This window comes from Streptomyces sp. ISL-99 (assembly GCF_018614005.1).
In the GTDB taxonomy this organism is placed as follows: domain Bacteria; phylum Actinomycetota; class Actinomycetes; order Streptomycetales; family Streptomycetaceae; genus Streptomyces; species Streptomyces flavidovirens.
The window spans coordinates 26,312-41,528 of the sequence record NZ_JAGGPC010000010.1; the positions used below are offsets into that span (position 1 = coordinate 26,312).

The 15,217-nt window shown below is 69.7% G+C and carries 12 protein-coding genes; 7 read left to right on the forward strand and 5 right to left on the reverse strand.

The features are described 5' to 3' along the window. Nucleotide 1: 1 nt before the first annotated feature. Nucleotides 2–1,003: an ATP-binding protein gene (locus tag J7E91_RS05875; RefSeq protein WP_214899802.1), complete on the forward strand. Its 1,002-nt coding sequence runs from the start codon at nt 2–4 to the stop codon at nt 1,001–1,003. Here J7E91_RS05875 and J7E91_RS05880 read toward each other — a convergent pair. After that, on the reverse strand, nt 981–2,270 hold the full coding sequence (locus J7E91_RS05880; RefSeq protein WP_214899730.1) for a hypothetical protein: 1,290 nt from the start codon (nt 2,268–2,270) through the stop codon (nt 981–983). The genes J7E91_RS05875 and J7E91_RS05880 overlap by 23 nt on opposite strands. 278 nt (nt 2,271–2,548) lie before the next feature. Between J7E91_RS05880 and J7E91_RS05885 the strand changes: the two genes are divergently transcribed. The 6 genes from J7E91_RS05885 to J7E91_RS35690 all read left to right on the forward strand — a co-directional run bounded on the left by J7E91_RS05885 (nt 2,549) and on the right by J7E91_RS35690 (nt 10,699). Continuing rightward, a complete protein-coding gene (locus J7E91_RS05885) occupies nt 2,549–5,065 on the forward strand; it encodes a bifunctional SulP family inorganic anion transporter/carbonic anhydrase (RefSeq protein WP_214899733.1) in 2,517 nt (838 codons plus the stop codon). Between the two features lie 213 nt (nt 5,066–5,278). Beyond that, a complete protein-coding gene (acs, locus tag J7E91_RS05890; protein WP_214899734.1) occupies nt 5,279–7,246 on the forward strand; it encodes an acetate--CoA ligase in 1,968 nt (655 codons plus the stop codon). A 214-nt stretch (nt 7,247–7,460) separates the two neighbouring features. Then, on the forward strand, nt 7,461–8,900 hold the full coding sequence (gene nhaA / locus J7E91_RS05895; protein WP_308376080.1) for a Na+/H+ antiporter NhaA: 1,440 nt from the start codon (nt 7,461–7,463) through the stop codon (nt 8,898–8,900). Between the two features lie 45 nt (nt 8,901–8,945). Next, a complete protein-coding gene (locus tag J7E91_RS05900; RefSeq protein ID WP_214899736.1) occupies nt 8,946–9,410 on the forward strand; it encodes a phage holin family protein in 465 nt (154 codons plus the stop codon). Next, on the forward strand, nt 9,407–10,393 hold the full coding sequence (locus J7E91_RS05905) for an alpha/beta fold hydrolase (RefSeq protein WP_214899737.1): 987 nt from the start codon (nt 9,407–9,409) through the stop codon (nt 10,391–10,393). The genes J7E91_RS05900 and J7E91_RS05905 overlap by 4 nt, the downstream gene beginning before the upstream one ends. A gap of 117 nt (nt 10,394–10,510) precedes the next feature. Beyond that, nucleotides 10,511–10,699, forward strand: coding sequence for a hypothetical protein (locus J7E91_RS35690; RefSeq protein WP_078606705.1), 189 nt, complete (start codon nt 10,511–10,513; stop codon nt 10,697–10,699). Between the two features lie 10 nt (nt 10,700–10,709). Here the strand turns inward: J7E91_RS35690 and J7E91_RS05910 are convergent, their stop codons facing one another. From J7E91_RS05910 to nth, 4 genes are all read right to left on the reverse strand, one after another. Then, nucleotides 10,710–12,074: a 6-phospho-beta-glucosidase gene (locus J7E91_RS05910; protein WP_214899739.1), complete on the reverse strand. Its 1,365-nt coding sequence runs from the start codon at nt 12,072–12,074 to the stop codon at nt 10,710–10,712. Nucleotides 12,075–12,123: 49 nt separating this feature from the next. Next, nucleotides 12,124–13,323, reverse strand: a complete 1,200-nt coding sequence (locus tag J7E91_RS05915) for a MarP family serine protease (RefSeq protein WP_214899741.1) — start codon at nt 13,321–13,323, stop codon at nt 12,124–12,126. A gap of 12 nt (nt 13,324–13,335) precedes the next feature. Continuing rightward, on the reverse strand, nt 13,336–14,085 hold the full coding sequence (locus J7E91_RS05920) for a CoA pyrophosphatase (protein WP_214899743.1): 750 nt from the start codon (nt 14,083–14,085) through the stop codon (nt 13,336–13,338). A 64-nt stretch (nt 14,086–14,149) separates the two neighbouring features. Beyond that, nucleotides 14,150–14,899, reverse strand: coding sequence for an endonuclease III (nth, locus tag J7E91_RS05925; protein ID WP_214899803.1), 750 nt, complete (start codon nt 14,897–14,899; stop codon nt 14,150–14,152). Nucleotides 14,900–15,217: the final 318 nt, after the last annotated feature.

Sequence of the window (15,217 nt, forward strand, 5' to 3'; positions counted from 1 at the left end):
GGTGAACATGAAGATCGCTTTCGTAGGGAAGGGCGGCAGCGGCAAGACGACGCTGTCCTCGCTCTTCATCCGCCACCTCACCGCCAACGAGGCCCCGGTCGTCGCCGTGGACGCCGACATCAACCAGCACCTGGGCGCCGCGCTCGGTCTCGACGAGGCCGAGGCCGCTGCGCTGCCGGCGATGGGTGCGCACCTGCCCCTCATCAAGGACTACCTGCGCGGCACCAACCCCCGTATCACCTCCGCCGAAAAGATGATCAAGACTACGCCGCCGGGGGAGGGTTCACGCCTGCTGCGGGTGCGTGAGGACAACCCGGTGTACGACGCGTGCGCCCGTACCGTGCGGCTCGACGACGGTGAGATCCGGCTGATGGCCACGGGGCCGTTCACCGAATCCGACCTGGGCGTCGCCTGCTACCACTCCAAGGTCGGGGCGGTCGAGCTGTGCCTCAACCATCTCGTGGATGGCCCGGAGGAGTACGTCGTCGTCGACATGACGGCCGGCTCCGACTCCTTCGCCTCCGGCATGTTCACCCGCTTCGACATGACCTTCCTGGTGGCCGAACCGACCCGCAAGGGTGTGTCCGTGTACCGCCAGTACAAGGAGTACGCCCGGGACTACGGCGTATCGCTCAAGGTCGTCGGCAACAAGGTGCAGGGCCAGGACGACATCGACTTCCTGCGTGAGCAGGTGGGCGACGATCTCCTGGTCACCTTCCGGGCGTCGGACTGGGTCCGCGCGATGGAGAAGGGCCGCCCGTCCCGTTTCGAGCTCCTTGAGGCCGACAACCGCCTCGCCCTCCAGACCCTGCAGAACACCGCGGAGGACTCGTACGCGGAGCGCGACTGGGAGCGCTACACACGCCAGATGGTGCACTTCCACCTGAAGAACGCGGAGAGCTGGGGCAACGCGAAGACGGGCGCCGACCTGGCTGCCCAGGTCGACCCCGCCTTCGTACTGGGGGAGCGTTTCGCGGAGGCTAGTGCCGCTCAGCCGGCTTGACCGGGGAGGCCGCCCCGGCGCTCGGGGCGGTCGTGGGCTGGGTGGCCAGGAATGACGCCCAGCCCTCCTTCGGGGCCTCCCCCACCTCCAGCATGCGCATCTTCGCGAGCACCTCCGGGTCCTGTACGTCCAGCCAGTCCACCACCTGCTTGAAGGAGACACAGCGCACGTCCCGCTTCACGCAGACCGTCTTGATCGTCTCCTCGATGGCGCGCATGTACGTGCCGCCGTTCCAGGACTCGAAGTGGTTGCCGATGATCAGCGGGGCGCGGTTTCCGTTGTACGAGCGGTCGAAGGCCTGCAGCAGGCCGTCGCGCATCTGGTTGCCCCAGAACTCGTGCTGGGCCGGATCGCCGTTGACCGTTCTCGACTGGTTGATCATGAAGTTGTAGTCCATCGAGAGCGTTTCGAAGGCCCGTCCGGGCACCGGGACCAGCTGGAGCGGGATGTCCCACAGGCCGTCGGTCTTCTTCGGCCACACCTGCTTGCCGACACCGCTGGAGTCGTAGCGGAAGCCCAGCTCCTTTGCCGCGAGCATCATGTTCTTCTGCCCCTCCAGGCAGGGCGTGCGCGCGCCGACGAGCTCCTTGTCGTAGTCGAAGGGCAGCGGCCCGGCGTTCTTCAGGCCCGAGTTGGTCTTCCAGCGCTTCACGAACGCCTTGGCCTGGGCGATCTCGATCGTCCACTCCTCCGGGGACCAGGTGCCGACGCCTCCGTCCTTGCCGCAGAAGTGGCCGTTGAAGTGCGTGCCGATCTCGTTGCCCTCCAGCCACGCGCCGCGTAGCTGCTCGACGGTGTCGCTGATTCCCTCGATGTCGTTGAAGCCGATGTCGGAGCGGCCGGTCGAGTGCTGAGGCGGGTCGTAGAGGTGCCGCTTGTCCTCCGGCAGCAGGTACACGGCGCTGAGGAAGTACGTCATCGTCGCGTCGTACTTCCTGCCGACCTTGCGGAAGTGGGAGAAGAGCCGCTGACCGTCCTCGCCGGCCCCGTCCCACGAGAACACCACGAACTGCGGCGGCTTCTGACCGGGCTTCAGCCGTTGCGGCTTGAGCAAGTGCGGTTGCTTTCCGGTGTACGCCGTCGAGCCGTCACCGATCAGCCGTACCGCGGCCTTGGGCCCCGCTTTGGGCCCCTGCTTCTTCGCTCCGTGGGCGCCCTCCTTGGCGCCGGGGGCGCTCAGGCCGGCCTGTCCCGAGCAGGCGGTGAGAGCACCGGCCAAGGTCACGGCGGCGACGCCGAAGACGATCCTCTTCGTGGCGGCCATCATTCCGCCCACCCTCTTTCGTCAGGTTATCCGCTGATATGCCGACTTGGCGGAACCAACTTCACACACCCCGACGAAGGGATTAATACGACAAGCCATTCATATTCTTTATTCACTGAAACAGGTGAAAGATTGCGCCATTTGAACCTATTCACCCCTCCCTTTCTTTACTCTGCATTACTATTCGTTTACCGAGAGTTGAAAATCCCGCCGCTGCACGCCGTGACCCACGGCCGCGTCCCACATTCCGCGACCGCGCTGCCCCGGAGGAGACGGGAACCATGTCTGCTTGCGTCCCCACCCGCACCGACCACTCTTCGCGCGCCACCGGCGCATCCCGATTCCAGCGTCCGCACAGCCCCCCGCCCGGCGGCGGCCGCCGCCGTTTCCGTATCGCGGGAGCGGATCTGTCCGCCTCCATCTCCGTCTTCCTGATCGCGCTGCCGCTCTCCCTGGGCATCGCCCTGGCCACCGGCGCACCGCTCCAGGCGGGCCTGGTCGCAGCCGCCGTCGGCGGCCTCGTGGCCGGCCGGTTCGGCGGAGCTCCGCTTCAAGTCAGCGGGCCGGCCGCGGGTCTTGCGGTCGTCACGGCCGATCTGATCCAGCAGTACGGCTGGCGCACCACCTGCGCCATCACCGTTCTGGCCGGGGTCGCCCAACTCGGGCTGTCCCACGTGCGCGTGGCCCGTTCCGCTCTCGCCGTCAGCCCGGCCGTCGTGCACGGGATGCTCGCCGGCATCGGCATCACCATCGCGCTCGCCCAGCTCCACATCGTCCTTGGCGGCAGTCCGGAAAGCTCCCCGGTCGACAACGTCCGTATGCTGCCCGCCCAGTTGGCGGACCTGCACGGGCCGGCCGTCCTGGTGAGCGCCCTGACCGTCGCCGTCCTGCTCGCCTGGCCACACATTCCGGGGCGTACGGGCCGGATCTCCCGGAAGATTCCCGCCGCCCTCGTCGCCGTGAGCGCCGCCGCCGTGCTCGCCGCCCTGACCGGGATGAACGTGCCGCATGTCGACCTGCCGTCCTGGAGCAACCACGCGCTGCCGGGGCTGCCCGAAGGCCCTGTGCTCGGCATCGCCGCGGCCGTGCTCACCGTCACGCTGGTCACCAGCGTGCAGTCGCTGCTGTCAGCCGTCGCCGTGGACAAGCTGGTGGCCGGCCGCAAGGAACCGCGGGCCGAGGTGGAGCGGTCGGACCTCGACCGTGAACTGGCCGGGCAGGGCGCCGCGAACATCCTGTCCGGCGCGCTCGGCGGACTGCCGGTCGCCGGTGTCGCCGTCCGCAGTGTCGCCAATGTCTCGGCGGGCGCGGTCAGTCGGCACTCCACGATGCTGCACGGCCTGTGGATCGTCCTCGCGGCGCTGTTCCTCGTGCCGGTGATCGACCTGATCCCGCTGCCCGCGCTCGGCGCGCTGGTGATGGTCATCGGCTTCCAGATGGTGAGCATCAGGCACATCCGCAGCGCCTCCCGCCACCGGGAGATGCTGGTCTACGTGGTGACATTCGCCGGTGTCGCCCTCCTCGGCGTACTGGAAGGTGTGGTGATCGGCATCGCGGTGGCGGTCGCGGTAGCACTCCACCGGCTGGCCAGGACCCATATCACCGCGGAGACGACGGCGGACGGCGTCCATCGCATCCAAGTGCGCGGCCAGTTGACCTTCCTGGCGGTGCCCCGGCTCAGCCGGGCACTCAACCAGATGCCCAGAGGGGCGGACGTGGTCGTCGAGCTGGACGGGTCGTTCATGGACCACGCGGCGTACGAAACGCTCCAGGGCTGGCAGGACTCCCATGCCGCGCAGGGCGGCCGCGTGGAGATTACCGGCCGCTCGGGCAACCGGTTCGCCGGTCCGGCATCCGGGGCCGACTCCACCGACTCCCCCGATACCGCCGGTTCCGTCGGCTCCCACGACCCCGCCGGATCCGCTGATTCCGCCGGCTCCCGCGACTCCGCCGGCGTCCCACGCAACGCGCACTCCACCCACACCTGCTGCAGGCCGTGGACCCCCTGGCGCAACCACCACTGCGACAACCACGCCACCGCCCCGGCATCGGTCGCACGGGGCCGGGCGGGCGGCAGCGCGGGCCAACTCGCGACCGGCCTCAGCGCGTTCCAGCGCAATACGGCGCCGCTGGTGCGCGAGGAGCTGGCCCGGCTCGCCCGCGAGGGGCAGACACCGTCGCAGCTCTTCATCACCTGCGCCGACTCCCGGCTGGTCACGAGCATGATCACGTCCAGTGGCCCGGGCGACCTCTTCACCGTACGCAATGTGGGCAACCTGGTGCCGCCGCCCGGTGCGGAGAGCACGGACGACTCGGTCGGAGCCGCCATCGAGTACGCCGTGGACGTCCTGAAGGTGCAGTCCATCACTATCTGCGGGCATTCCGGCTGTGGTGCGATGCAGGCCCTGCTCGACACGCCGGTCAACACGCCGCCGAACGGGGCCCAGACGCCGCTGCGGCGCTGGCTGCGGCACGGTGTGCCCAGCCTGGAGCGCATGCGGAGCAGGAAGCACTCATGGGCGAGGATCTCGGGGAGGTTGCCGGCCGACGCGGTCGAGCAGCTCTGCCTGACCAATGTGGTCCAGCAGTTGGAGCACCTGCGTACGCACGAGGCGGTGCGCCGGCGGCTCGACGAGGGCACGCTCGAACTGCACGGCATGTACTTCCATGTCGGCGAGGCCCAGGCGTACCTGCTCCAGGACGGTGTCCGGATCGGTGAGACCGACGAGGTCTTCGACCGGGTCGGCCCGGTCGAGGACTCGGACGCGGAAGGCTCCCTCGAAGAGTCGCGCGCCTGAACCGACGCGTCTGAACCGACCGCGCTCCGCGTCCGTGAGACCGTATGGCCCCTCCCCGCACCGCCCTGCGGGGTGGGGCCGTACGCCGCCACCAACACCGACCCGGATGCGGCCCACCCCAGCTCACAGGTCTAAACCAATTCCCGGAAGGCTCTTGTCACCCGGGCACGGGACTGATGAGCTAGGGCACGGGACACATCGGACGCCCTGGGAATGGGAGATGTCGTGAGCAACGAAAGCCTGGCCAACCTCATGAAGGAGGAGCGCCGCTTCTCGCCGCCTGCCGAGCTGGCCGCGAACGCCAATGTCACGGCGGAGGCGTACGAACAGGCCGAGGCAGACAGGCTGGGCTTCTGGGCCGAGCAGGCCCGGCGGCTCACCTGGGCCACCGAGCCCACCGAGACACTCGACTGGTCGAATCCGCCGTTCGCGAAGTGGTTCGCCGACGGCAAGCTCAACGTCGCGTACAACTGCGTGGACCGTCACGTCGAGGCCGGCAACGGTGACCGCGTCGCCATCCACTTCGAGGGCGAGCCCGGCGACAGCCGCGCCATCACCTACGCCGAACTCAAGGACGAGGTCTCACGCGCCGCCAACGCCCTTACGGAGCTGGGCGTACGCAAGGGCGACCGGGTCGCCGTCTACCTGCCGATGATTCCCGAGGCCGCCGTGGCGATGCTGGCCTGCGCCCGCATCGGAGCCGCGCACTCGGTCGTCTTCGGCGGCTTCTCCGCCGACGCCGTCGCCTCCCGCATCCAGGACGCCGACGCCAAGCTCGTCATCACCGCGGACGGCGGCTACCGGCGCACCAAGCCCACCGCCCTCAAGCCCGCCATCGACGAGGCCGTCGCCAAGTGCCCGCAGGTGGAGCACGTTCTGGTCGTACGCCGCACGGGCCAGGACACCGCGTGGGACGACAGCCGCGACGTGTGGTGGGACGAGATCGTCGGCCGGCAGTCCGCCGAGCACACCCCCGAGGCCTTCGACGCCGAGCACCCGCTCTTCATCCTCTACACGTCCGGTACGACGGGTAAGCCGAAGGGCATCCTGCACACCTCCGGCGGCTACCTCACCCAGGCCGCCTACACCCACCACGCCGTCTTCGACCTCAAGCCGGAGACCGACGTCTACTGGTGCACGGCCGACATCGGCTGGGTGACCGGGCATTCGTACATCGTGTACGGGCCGCTGGCCAACGGCGCGACCCAGGTCATGTACGAGGGCACGCCCGACACCCCGCACCAGGGGCGCTTCTGGGAGATCGTGCAGAAGTACGGCGTCACGATCCTCTACACCGCGCCGACCGCGATCCGCACGTTCATGAAGTGGGGCGACGACATCCCCGCAAAGTTCGACCTGTCGTCGCTGCGCATCCTCGGCTCGGTCGGCGAGCCGATCAACCCCGAGGCGTGGATCTGGTACCGCGAGAACATCGGCGCCGGCAAGACCCCGATCGTGGACACCTGGTGGCAGACCGAGACCGGCGCGATGATGATCTCGCCGCTGCCCGGCGTCACCGCGACCAAGCCCGGATCCGCCCAGCGCGCCCTGCCCGGCATCAGCGCGACCGTCGTCGACGACGAGGCGACCGAGGTGCCCGACGGAGGCGGCGGCTACCTCGTCCTCACCGAGCCGTGGCCGTCCATGCTCCGTACGATCTGGGGCGACGACCAGCGCTTCATCGACACCTACTGGTCCCGCTTCCCGGGCAAGTACTTCGCGGGTGACGGCGCCAAGAAGGACGACGACGGCGACATCTGGCTGCTCGGCCGGGTCGACGACGTGATGCTGGTCTCCGGTCACAACATCTCGACCACCGAGGTCGAGTCGGCGCTCGTCTCGCACCCGTCCGTCGCCGAGGCGGCGGTCGTCGGCGCGGCCGACGAGACGACCGGCCAGGCCATCGTCGCGTTCGTGATCCTGCGCGGTACGGCGTCCGAGACGGACACCCTCGTGGCCGAACTCCGCAACCACGTCGGCGCGACGCTCGGCCCGATCGCCAAGCCCAAGCGGATCCTCCCGGTGGCCGAGCTGCCCAAGACCCGTTCCGGCAAGATCATGCGGCGACTGCTGCGGGACGTCGCCGAGAACCGGAAGCTGGGCGACGTCACCACACTCACCGACTCGTCGGTGATGGACCTGATCCAGACGAAGCTTCCGAGCGCGTCCAGCGAGGACTGACGGCGCCAGCACGTCAGTGAGCGTCCAGAACGGGCACCCGGCTCCCCGCGCCGGGTGCCCGTTCTGCTCGTAAAGTGACGATCGCCGGATTTCGCCCTTGCATGCCCCGGTAGAGTGGTGGCTCGCGTCAGGAACGCGTCAAAACTCCACAGGTGTGCCGGGAAGTCTGGTCGGCAATGTGCTCCATGCTGCCCACCGACCGGAGGTTCCACCCGTGACCGCGCCCAAGCCGACCGCCCCGCCCAACCGGCCCACACCGCCGACCGCCTCCAGCACCCGCAAGTTCCTCGGACGGCTCTCGCTCCCCGAGCGCACCTTCGTCGCGGACGCGCTGCGCACCGAAACGGTCGGCGGCGTACTGCTGCTCATCGCCGCGGTCGCCGCGCTGATCTGGGCGAACACCGGCCTCAGCGACAGCTACGAGTCCGTACGCGGCTTCCACATCGGACCCGCCTCCCTCGGCCTCGACCTCTCCGTCCAGCACTGGGCCGCCGACGGTCTCCTCGCCGTCTTCTTCTTCGTCGCGGGCATCGAGCTCAAGCGCGAGCTGGTCGCCGGTGAACTTCGCGACCCCAAGGCCGCCGCGCTCCCCGTCGTCGCCGCCCTCAGCGGCATGGTGGCGCCCGCCCTCGTGTACGTCCTGGTCAACGTGACCGGGGACGGGTCCCTGGATGGCTGGGCCGTGCCGACCGCCACCGACATCGCCTTCGCGCTCGCCGTCCTCGCGGTGATCGGCACGTCACTGCCCTCCGCGCTGCGCGCCTTCCTGCTCACCCTGGCCGTCGTCGACGACCTGTTCGCGATCCTGATCATCGCCGTCTTCTTCACCAGCGACCTCAACTTCGTCGCGCTCGGCGGCGCCGTCGTGGCTCTGGCCGTCTTCTGGCTGCTGGTGCGGGCGCGCGTGCGCGGCTGGTACGTGTACGTACCGCTCGCCCTGGTGATCTGGGGCCTGATGTACAACAGCGGTGTCCACGCCACCATCGCCGGCGTCGCGATGGGCCTCATGCTGCGCTGCACCCGCGACGAGAACGGCGAGGGACACTCCCCCGGCGAGCGCATCGAGCACCTCGTACGGCCCATTTCGGCGGGCATCGCCGTGCCTCTGTTCGCGCTCTTCTCCGCCGGTGTCACCGTCTCCGGCAAGGCGGTCGGCGACGTGTTCACCCGGCCCGAGACCCTCGGCGTCGTCCTCGGCCTGGTGGTCGGCAAGGCCGTCGGCATCTTCGGCGGCACCTGGCTCGCGGCCCGCTTCACCAAGGCGGAACTCAACGAAGACCTCGCCTGGCCCGACGTCTTCGCCGTCGCCTCGCTGGCCGGGATCGGTTTCACCGTCTCGCTGCTCATCGGCGAACTGGCCTTCGCCGGGGACGCCGGCCTGACCGACCAGATCAAGGCGTCCGTACTCATCGGATCGCTGATCGCCGCCGTACTTTCCGGGATTCTGCTCAAGCTTCGGGTACGCAAGTACCGCGCGATGGTCGAGGCCGAGGAGCGCGATGAGGACAACGACGGCATTCCGGACATCTACGAGCTCGACCAGCCCGAGTACCACCTGCGGATGGCCGCGATCTACGAGGAGAAGGCCGCCGAGCACCGCAGGCTGGCACAACTCGCGGGGGCATCCAGCGGCCAGGACGACAGTCCGGCATGATTCGACATCAGATCAAGACGTAGAAGGCAGAAGAGGGAGAGAGCGATGAGCGACCCCGCCCGCACAGCGACAGCTGACAGCGTCGACCGCAGCCTCGGCCAGTTGGTCGCATCGGCGACCGCCGAGATGTCCGCACTCATGCACGACGAGATCGCGCTGGCCAAGGCCGAGCTGCGGCAGGACGCCAGGCGCGTCGGCATGGGTGGCACGGCGATCGGTGTCGCGGGGGTGTTCGCGCTCTTTTCCCTGCCGGTGCTGAGCTTCGCCGCGGCGTACGGCATCCACAACCTGGGGCTCGGGCTCGCCTGGTCCTTCCTGATCGTCGGCGGAGCCTTTCTGCTGCTGGCGGGGCTGCTGGCGCTCATCGCCGTCTCGAAGTTCAAGAAGGTCAAGCCGCCGGAGAAGAGCATCGCCTCGGCCAAGCAGACAGCGGCCGTACTCCAGGGCGTCAAGCCTCATCCGCGTCAGGTCGGTGACAAGGCAGTGGCTGTGGCACGCTCGTCCACATGACCGCCCCAGATTCCGGCTCCGGCGCAACCGCTCCAGCTCCAGTCCCGGCTCCGACCCCTGCTCCAGCCGCCGCTCCCACTTCCGTCGTACGTCCCGACGGCCCGTGGACCCACCGCGAGGTCGCGGCCAACGGCGCGCGCTTCCACATCGCGGAAGCCGGGGACGGACCGCTCGTGCTGCTGCTGCACGGTTTCCCGCAGTTCTGGTGGACGTGGCGGCACCAGATGACCGCGCTCGCCGACGCCGGCTTCCGGGCCGTCGCGATGGACCTGCGGGGGGTCGGCGGCAGCGACCGTACGCCGCGGGGTTACGACCCGGCGAACCTCGCACTCGACATCACCGGCGTCGTGCGCTCGCTCGGTGAGCCGGACGCGGCGCTCGTCGGACACGACCTGGGCGGGTACCTGGCGTGGACGGCGGCCGTGATGCGGCCCAAGCTGGTGCGCCGGCTCGCGGTCTCCTCGATGCCGCATCCGCGTCGCTGGCGCTCGGCGATGCTCTCCGACGTGTCACAGACGCGGGCCGGATCGTACGTCTGGGGTTTCCAGCGGCCGTGGCTGCCCGAGCGTCAGCTGGTCGCCGACGACGCGGCGTTGGTGGGCCGGCTGATCCGCGACTGGTCGGGACCGCGGCTGCCGGACGACGAGGACGTCGACGTGTACCGGCGGGCGATGTCGATCCCGTCGACGGCGCACTGCTCCATCGAGCCGTACCGGTGGATGGTGCGGTCGATGGCGCGGCCGGACGGGCTGCAGTTCAACCGGCGCATGAAGCGGCCTGTACGGGTGCCGACGCTGCATCTGCACGGCTCCCTGGACCCGGTGATGCGTACGCGCAGCGCGGCGGGCTCCGGGCAGTACGTCGAAGCGCCGTACCGGTGGCGGCTGTTCGACGGTCTCGGCCACTTCCCGAACGAGGAGGACCCGGCGGCTTTCTCGGCCGAACTGGTCAACTGGCTGAAGGATCCCGAGCCCGACCGCTGACCGCACGCCGGCCCGCTCAGAACGCTTGTCCTACGAACAGCCAATTGCCTCGCGCATAGGCCAATTGGCTGTCCCCAACGCGATTACGGACCTTGGGGCACGGGCAAAGGTCGGGGTATGGGCTGGACGCACGACTACGGTGACGCAGCACGCAATCGCCGCTCGGCCACAGCGCTGAGCACCCACGAAGGGGGCGGTCCCCGGGATCAGGGCCACGGCCCGCCCTCCCGCGCGATCGGGATTCCACGCATCCTCCGCCGCCGGGCCCGCTGGGTCTCGGCGCGGCTGCGTCACCCTCGCGACTGAAGCTACCGGTTTACGACCTGAGGTACCCGAGTCCGGGGTGCGCGCTGCGGTAGCCGTCGAGCAGCCTGCGCGCCACCCCGACCGAGTCGACGAGCGGATGCAGCGCGAACGCCTTCACCGCCGCCCGCGCCGACCCGCTCTCGCCCGCTTCCAGTACGCACCGCTCGACCGCCTTGACCGCGGCCACCAGGCCCGCCTCATGGCCGGTCAGCGGTGATACGGCGACGGGACGGGCGCCGGTCGCGTCGACCAGGCACGGGACTTCGACGACGGCTGCCTCGTCGAGCAGCGACAAGGTGTCCCCGTTGCGGACGTTGAGGATGAGCGTGGCGTGCTCGTCGCGGGCGATCGCCCGCATCAGGGCGAGCGCGACGTACTCGTAACCACCCGACTCCAGGTCGTCGGCGGCGCGCTCGCCCGCGCCCGCCGCCTCCCGGTTCTCCGCCATGTACGTGGCTTCGCGCTCGGCGCGGGTACGGTCCCACGCGGCCAGGGCGCCCGACGCCGACGTGCGGTCCGCCATGCCGTCGTAGAAGCGTGCCTGCTGGTCGCGGAGGAAGGCGCCGCGGGTCTGCTTCGCCTCGCGGTAGGCGGTGACCGTCTCGCGGTTGAAGTAGTAGTAGTGCAGGTACTCGTTGGGGATCGAGCCGAGCGAGCGCAGCCACTCGGCGCCGAAGAGCCTGCCCTCCTCGAAGGAGGCCAGGGCGCGCTCGTCGTCGAACAGGGCGGGGAGCAAGTTGTCGCGGCCGGGCCCGTCGTCGGCGTACACCCCGCGCAGCCAGCCGAGGTGGTTGAGGCCGACGTAGTCGAGTCGCGCCGCCGCAGGGTCGGTGACGCCGAGCACGCGGGCGACGCGGCGGCCGAGGCCCACGGGCGAGTCGCAGATACCGATGACGCGGTCGCCGAGGTGGCGGGACATGGCCTCGGTGACGAGGCCGGCGGGGTTGGTGAAGTTGATGACCCACGCGTCGGGAGCGAGCCGCGCCACGCGTCGCGCGATGTCGACGGCGACCGGGACCGTACGCAGTCCGTACGCGATGCCGCCCGCGCCGACCGTCTCCTGGCCCAGGACGCCCTCGGCGAGTGCGACGCGCTCGTCGGCGGCCCTGCCCTCCAGGCCGCCGACCCGGATGGCGGAGAAGACGAAGTCGGCGCCGCGCAGGGCCTCGTCGAGGTCGGTGGTCACGGTCACGGACGGGGCGTCCGGGACCTCGTCGGCCTGGTCGGCCAGGACCCGGGCGATCGCGGTCAGCCGGGCCCGGTCCAGGTCGTGGAGGGTGACGTGGGTGACGCGGCCCTCGGCGTGGTCGCGCAGGAGCGCGCCGTACACGAGAGGGACGCGGAAACCGCCGCCGCCGAGGATCGTCAGACGCATGTCGTGCTGAACCGGCCTCTCAGAGCGCGCCTCTCACCGCGCGCACCTCTCACAGCGCGCAGCTCTCGCTGTCGACCTGCTGGTTGGCGGCGCGGCCGAGGCGGACGTCCTCGCGGACCTCGTCGGCCGTCAGGGCGTACCCCGTGTCGGCGTCGTCGAGGGACTTGGCGAAGACGACGCCGTAGACCTTGCCGTCGGGCGTCAGCAGCGGCCCGCCCGAGTTGCCCTGACGGACGGTCGCGAAGAGCGAGTAGACGTCGCGCTGGACGGTGCCGCGGTGGTAGATGTCCGGGCCGTTGGCGTTGATCCGGCCGCGGACGCGGGCGGACCGGACGTCGTACGCGCCGTTCTCCGGGAAGCCCGCGATGATCGCGCCGTCACCGCTGCGGGCGTCGGCGTCCGTGAACTGCAACGCCGGCGCGTCGAGGTTGGGGACGTCCAGTACGGCGATGTCGCGCTCCCAGTCGTAGAGCACCACGGTGGCGTCGTACCGGCGGCCCTCACCGCCGATCTGGACGGTCGGCTCGTCCACCCCGCCGACGACATGCGCGTTGGTCATGACGCGGCGGTTGTCGAAGACGAAGCCGGTGCCTTCGAGGACCTTGCCGCAGCTCTGCGCCGTACCGACGACCTTGACGATGGACTTCTTGGCGCGGGCGGCGACGGGGCTGCCGGCGAGCGCCGGGTCCGGGGCCTGGACCTCGGTGATCGGCTCGTTGGAGAAGGGGCTGAAGACCTGCGGGAAGCCGTTCTGCGCGAGGACGGAGCTGAAGTCCGTGAACCACATGCTCGCCTGGTCGGGCATCACCCGCGAGACGCCGAGGAGCACCTTGGAGTTACGGACCTCCTTGCCCAGGGTGGGCAGCGTGGTGCCCGCGAGCGCGGAGCCGATCAGCCAGGCGACGAGGAGCATCGCGACGACGTTGACCAGCGCGCCGCCCGAGGCGTCCAGGACGCGGGCGGGCGACCAGGTGATGTATCTGCGGAGCTTGTTGCCGAGGTGGGTGGTGAAGGCCTGGCCCACCGAGGCGAACACGATCACGACGATGACCGCGACGACGGCGGCTGTCGAACTGACTTCCGATCCGTCGGTCAGCTGGTCCCACAGGAACGGCAGCAGATAGACCGCGACCAGGCCACCGCCCAGAAAGCCGATCACCGACAGAATGCCGACGACGAATCCCTGTCGGTACCCGACGATCGCGAACCACACCGCCGCGACCAGCAACAAGATGTCCAGGACGTTCACACGGCCACCCTGTCACGCGTGCCAGTCGAGCGGGACCTGCCGCGAGCGGTCCCAGGGCCGCTCCCAGCCTGCGTAGTGAAGAATCTTGTCGATCACACCCGCCGTGAAACCCCAGACCAGAGCGGGTCCGACGAGGAACGCGGGGCCGCTGTGGCCGCGCGGATGGACGCTCGTCACACGATTGGCCGGATCCGTGAGATCCGCCACGGGGACCGTGAAGACGCTCGCCGTCTCGGCGGAGTCGACGACGCCGACGGCGCTCGGCTCACGCCACCAGCCGAGGACGGGCGTCACCACGAAGTTGCTGACGGGGATGTAGAGGCGGGGCAGTACGCCGAAGACCTGAACGCCGGAGGGATCAAGCCCGGTCTCCTCCTCGGCCTCGCGGAGCGCGGCGCGCAGCGGGCCCGTGGTTTCCGGTTCGCCGTCGGCGGGGTCGAGGGCGCCACCGGGGAAGCTCAGCTGCCCCGCGTGCGAGCGGAGGCTTCCGGCCCGCTCCATGAGCAGCAGCTCAGGACCTTTCTCGCCCTCGCCGAAGAGGATCAGTACGGCCGACTGGCGCCCGGCGCCGCTCTCCGGCGGCAGAAAGCGGCTGAGCTGCTCGGGGCGTACGGACCGGGCGACCTCGGCCACCGGGTCGAGCCAGGCGGGCAGCCCACGGCTCGTCACGGCGACTTCGGCCGGACCGGCCGCCTCGGCGGTCCTGGCGGACCCGGCAGCCGTGGCCGCCCCGCCGTCGTATGTCTCGCTCCCACGCGTCATAGGCACCCCCGTCGTCACAACGCCCGAACCGGGCCCGTTCGTTCCGCGCAGTCGCACGCGGCTGTCACTCGGCGGCTCCCAGCGGCGGCGCGGGCTCTCCCGGATAGCCGGGCGGGGGCTTCAGCCGCTGGCCCGGATAGCCGCCCATCTCGTACTTGAGGAGCTTCTTCGCCTTCTCCGGGTCCGTCTCGCCCTCGCCGTAGGACGGGCACAGATGGGCGATCGGGCAGGCGCCGCAGGCCGGCTTGCGGGAGTGGCAGACGCGGCGGCCGTGGAAGATGATCCGGTGCGAGAGCATCGTCCACTCGGTCTTGGGGAAGATCGCGGCGATGTCCGCCTCGACTTTCTCCGGGTCCTCGTTCTCGGTCCACTTCCAGCGCCGCACGAGCCGGCCGAAGTGCGTGTCGACAGTGAGTCCGGCGACGCCGAAAGCATTGCCGAGGACCACGTTGGCGGTTTTACGGCCGACGCCCGGCAGCGTCACGAGGTCCTGCAGACGGCCCGGTACCTCGCCACCGAAGTTGTCCCTGATGGCGGCGGACAGGCCGAGCAGGGACCGGGTCTTGGCGCGGAAGAAGCCCGTCGGCCGGATCAGCTGCTCCAGCTCCTCGGGGTCCGCGGCTGCCATGTCCTCGGGCGTCGGGTACTTGGCGAAGACGGCCGGGGTGGTCTGGTTGACCCGCAGGTCGGTGGTCTGGGCGGAGAGGACCGTGGCGACCAGCAGCTCGAAGGCGTTCTCGAAGTCGAGCTCGGGATGGGCGTACGGATAGACCTCGGCCAGCTCGCGGTTCATGCGGCGGGCGCGGCGGACCATGGCCAGGCGCGATTCCGGCTTGGCGGCCTTCGCGGGCTTGGCGACCTTCGCGGGCTTCGCCTCCACCGTCGCCTCCTCCTCCGCATTTACCTTGACCTTCGCCTTCGCAGGCTTGGGCACTTTTACCTCTTTTGCGGCATTCTTGACCTGAGCCGGGACCTGTTCGCCCACAGCGGAATTACGGCCTTCAGTCACCTGTCCGGCCCCCTTGGGCTGCACTCTCACCGGCGATTCGGACACCCGGCCAGCCTAAAGCCCGGCACCGACATCCGCCCCGGTCACAGCCAATCACCACCCCAATCGGCCCCCTGCCGCACG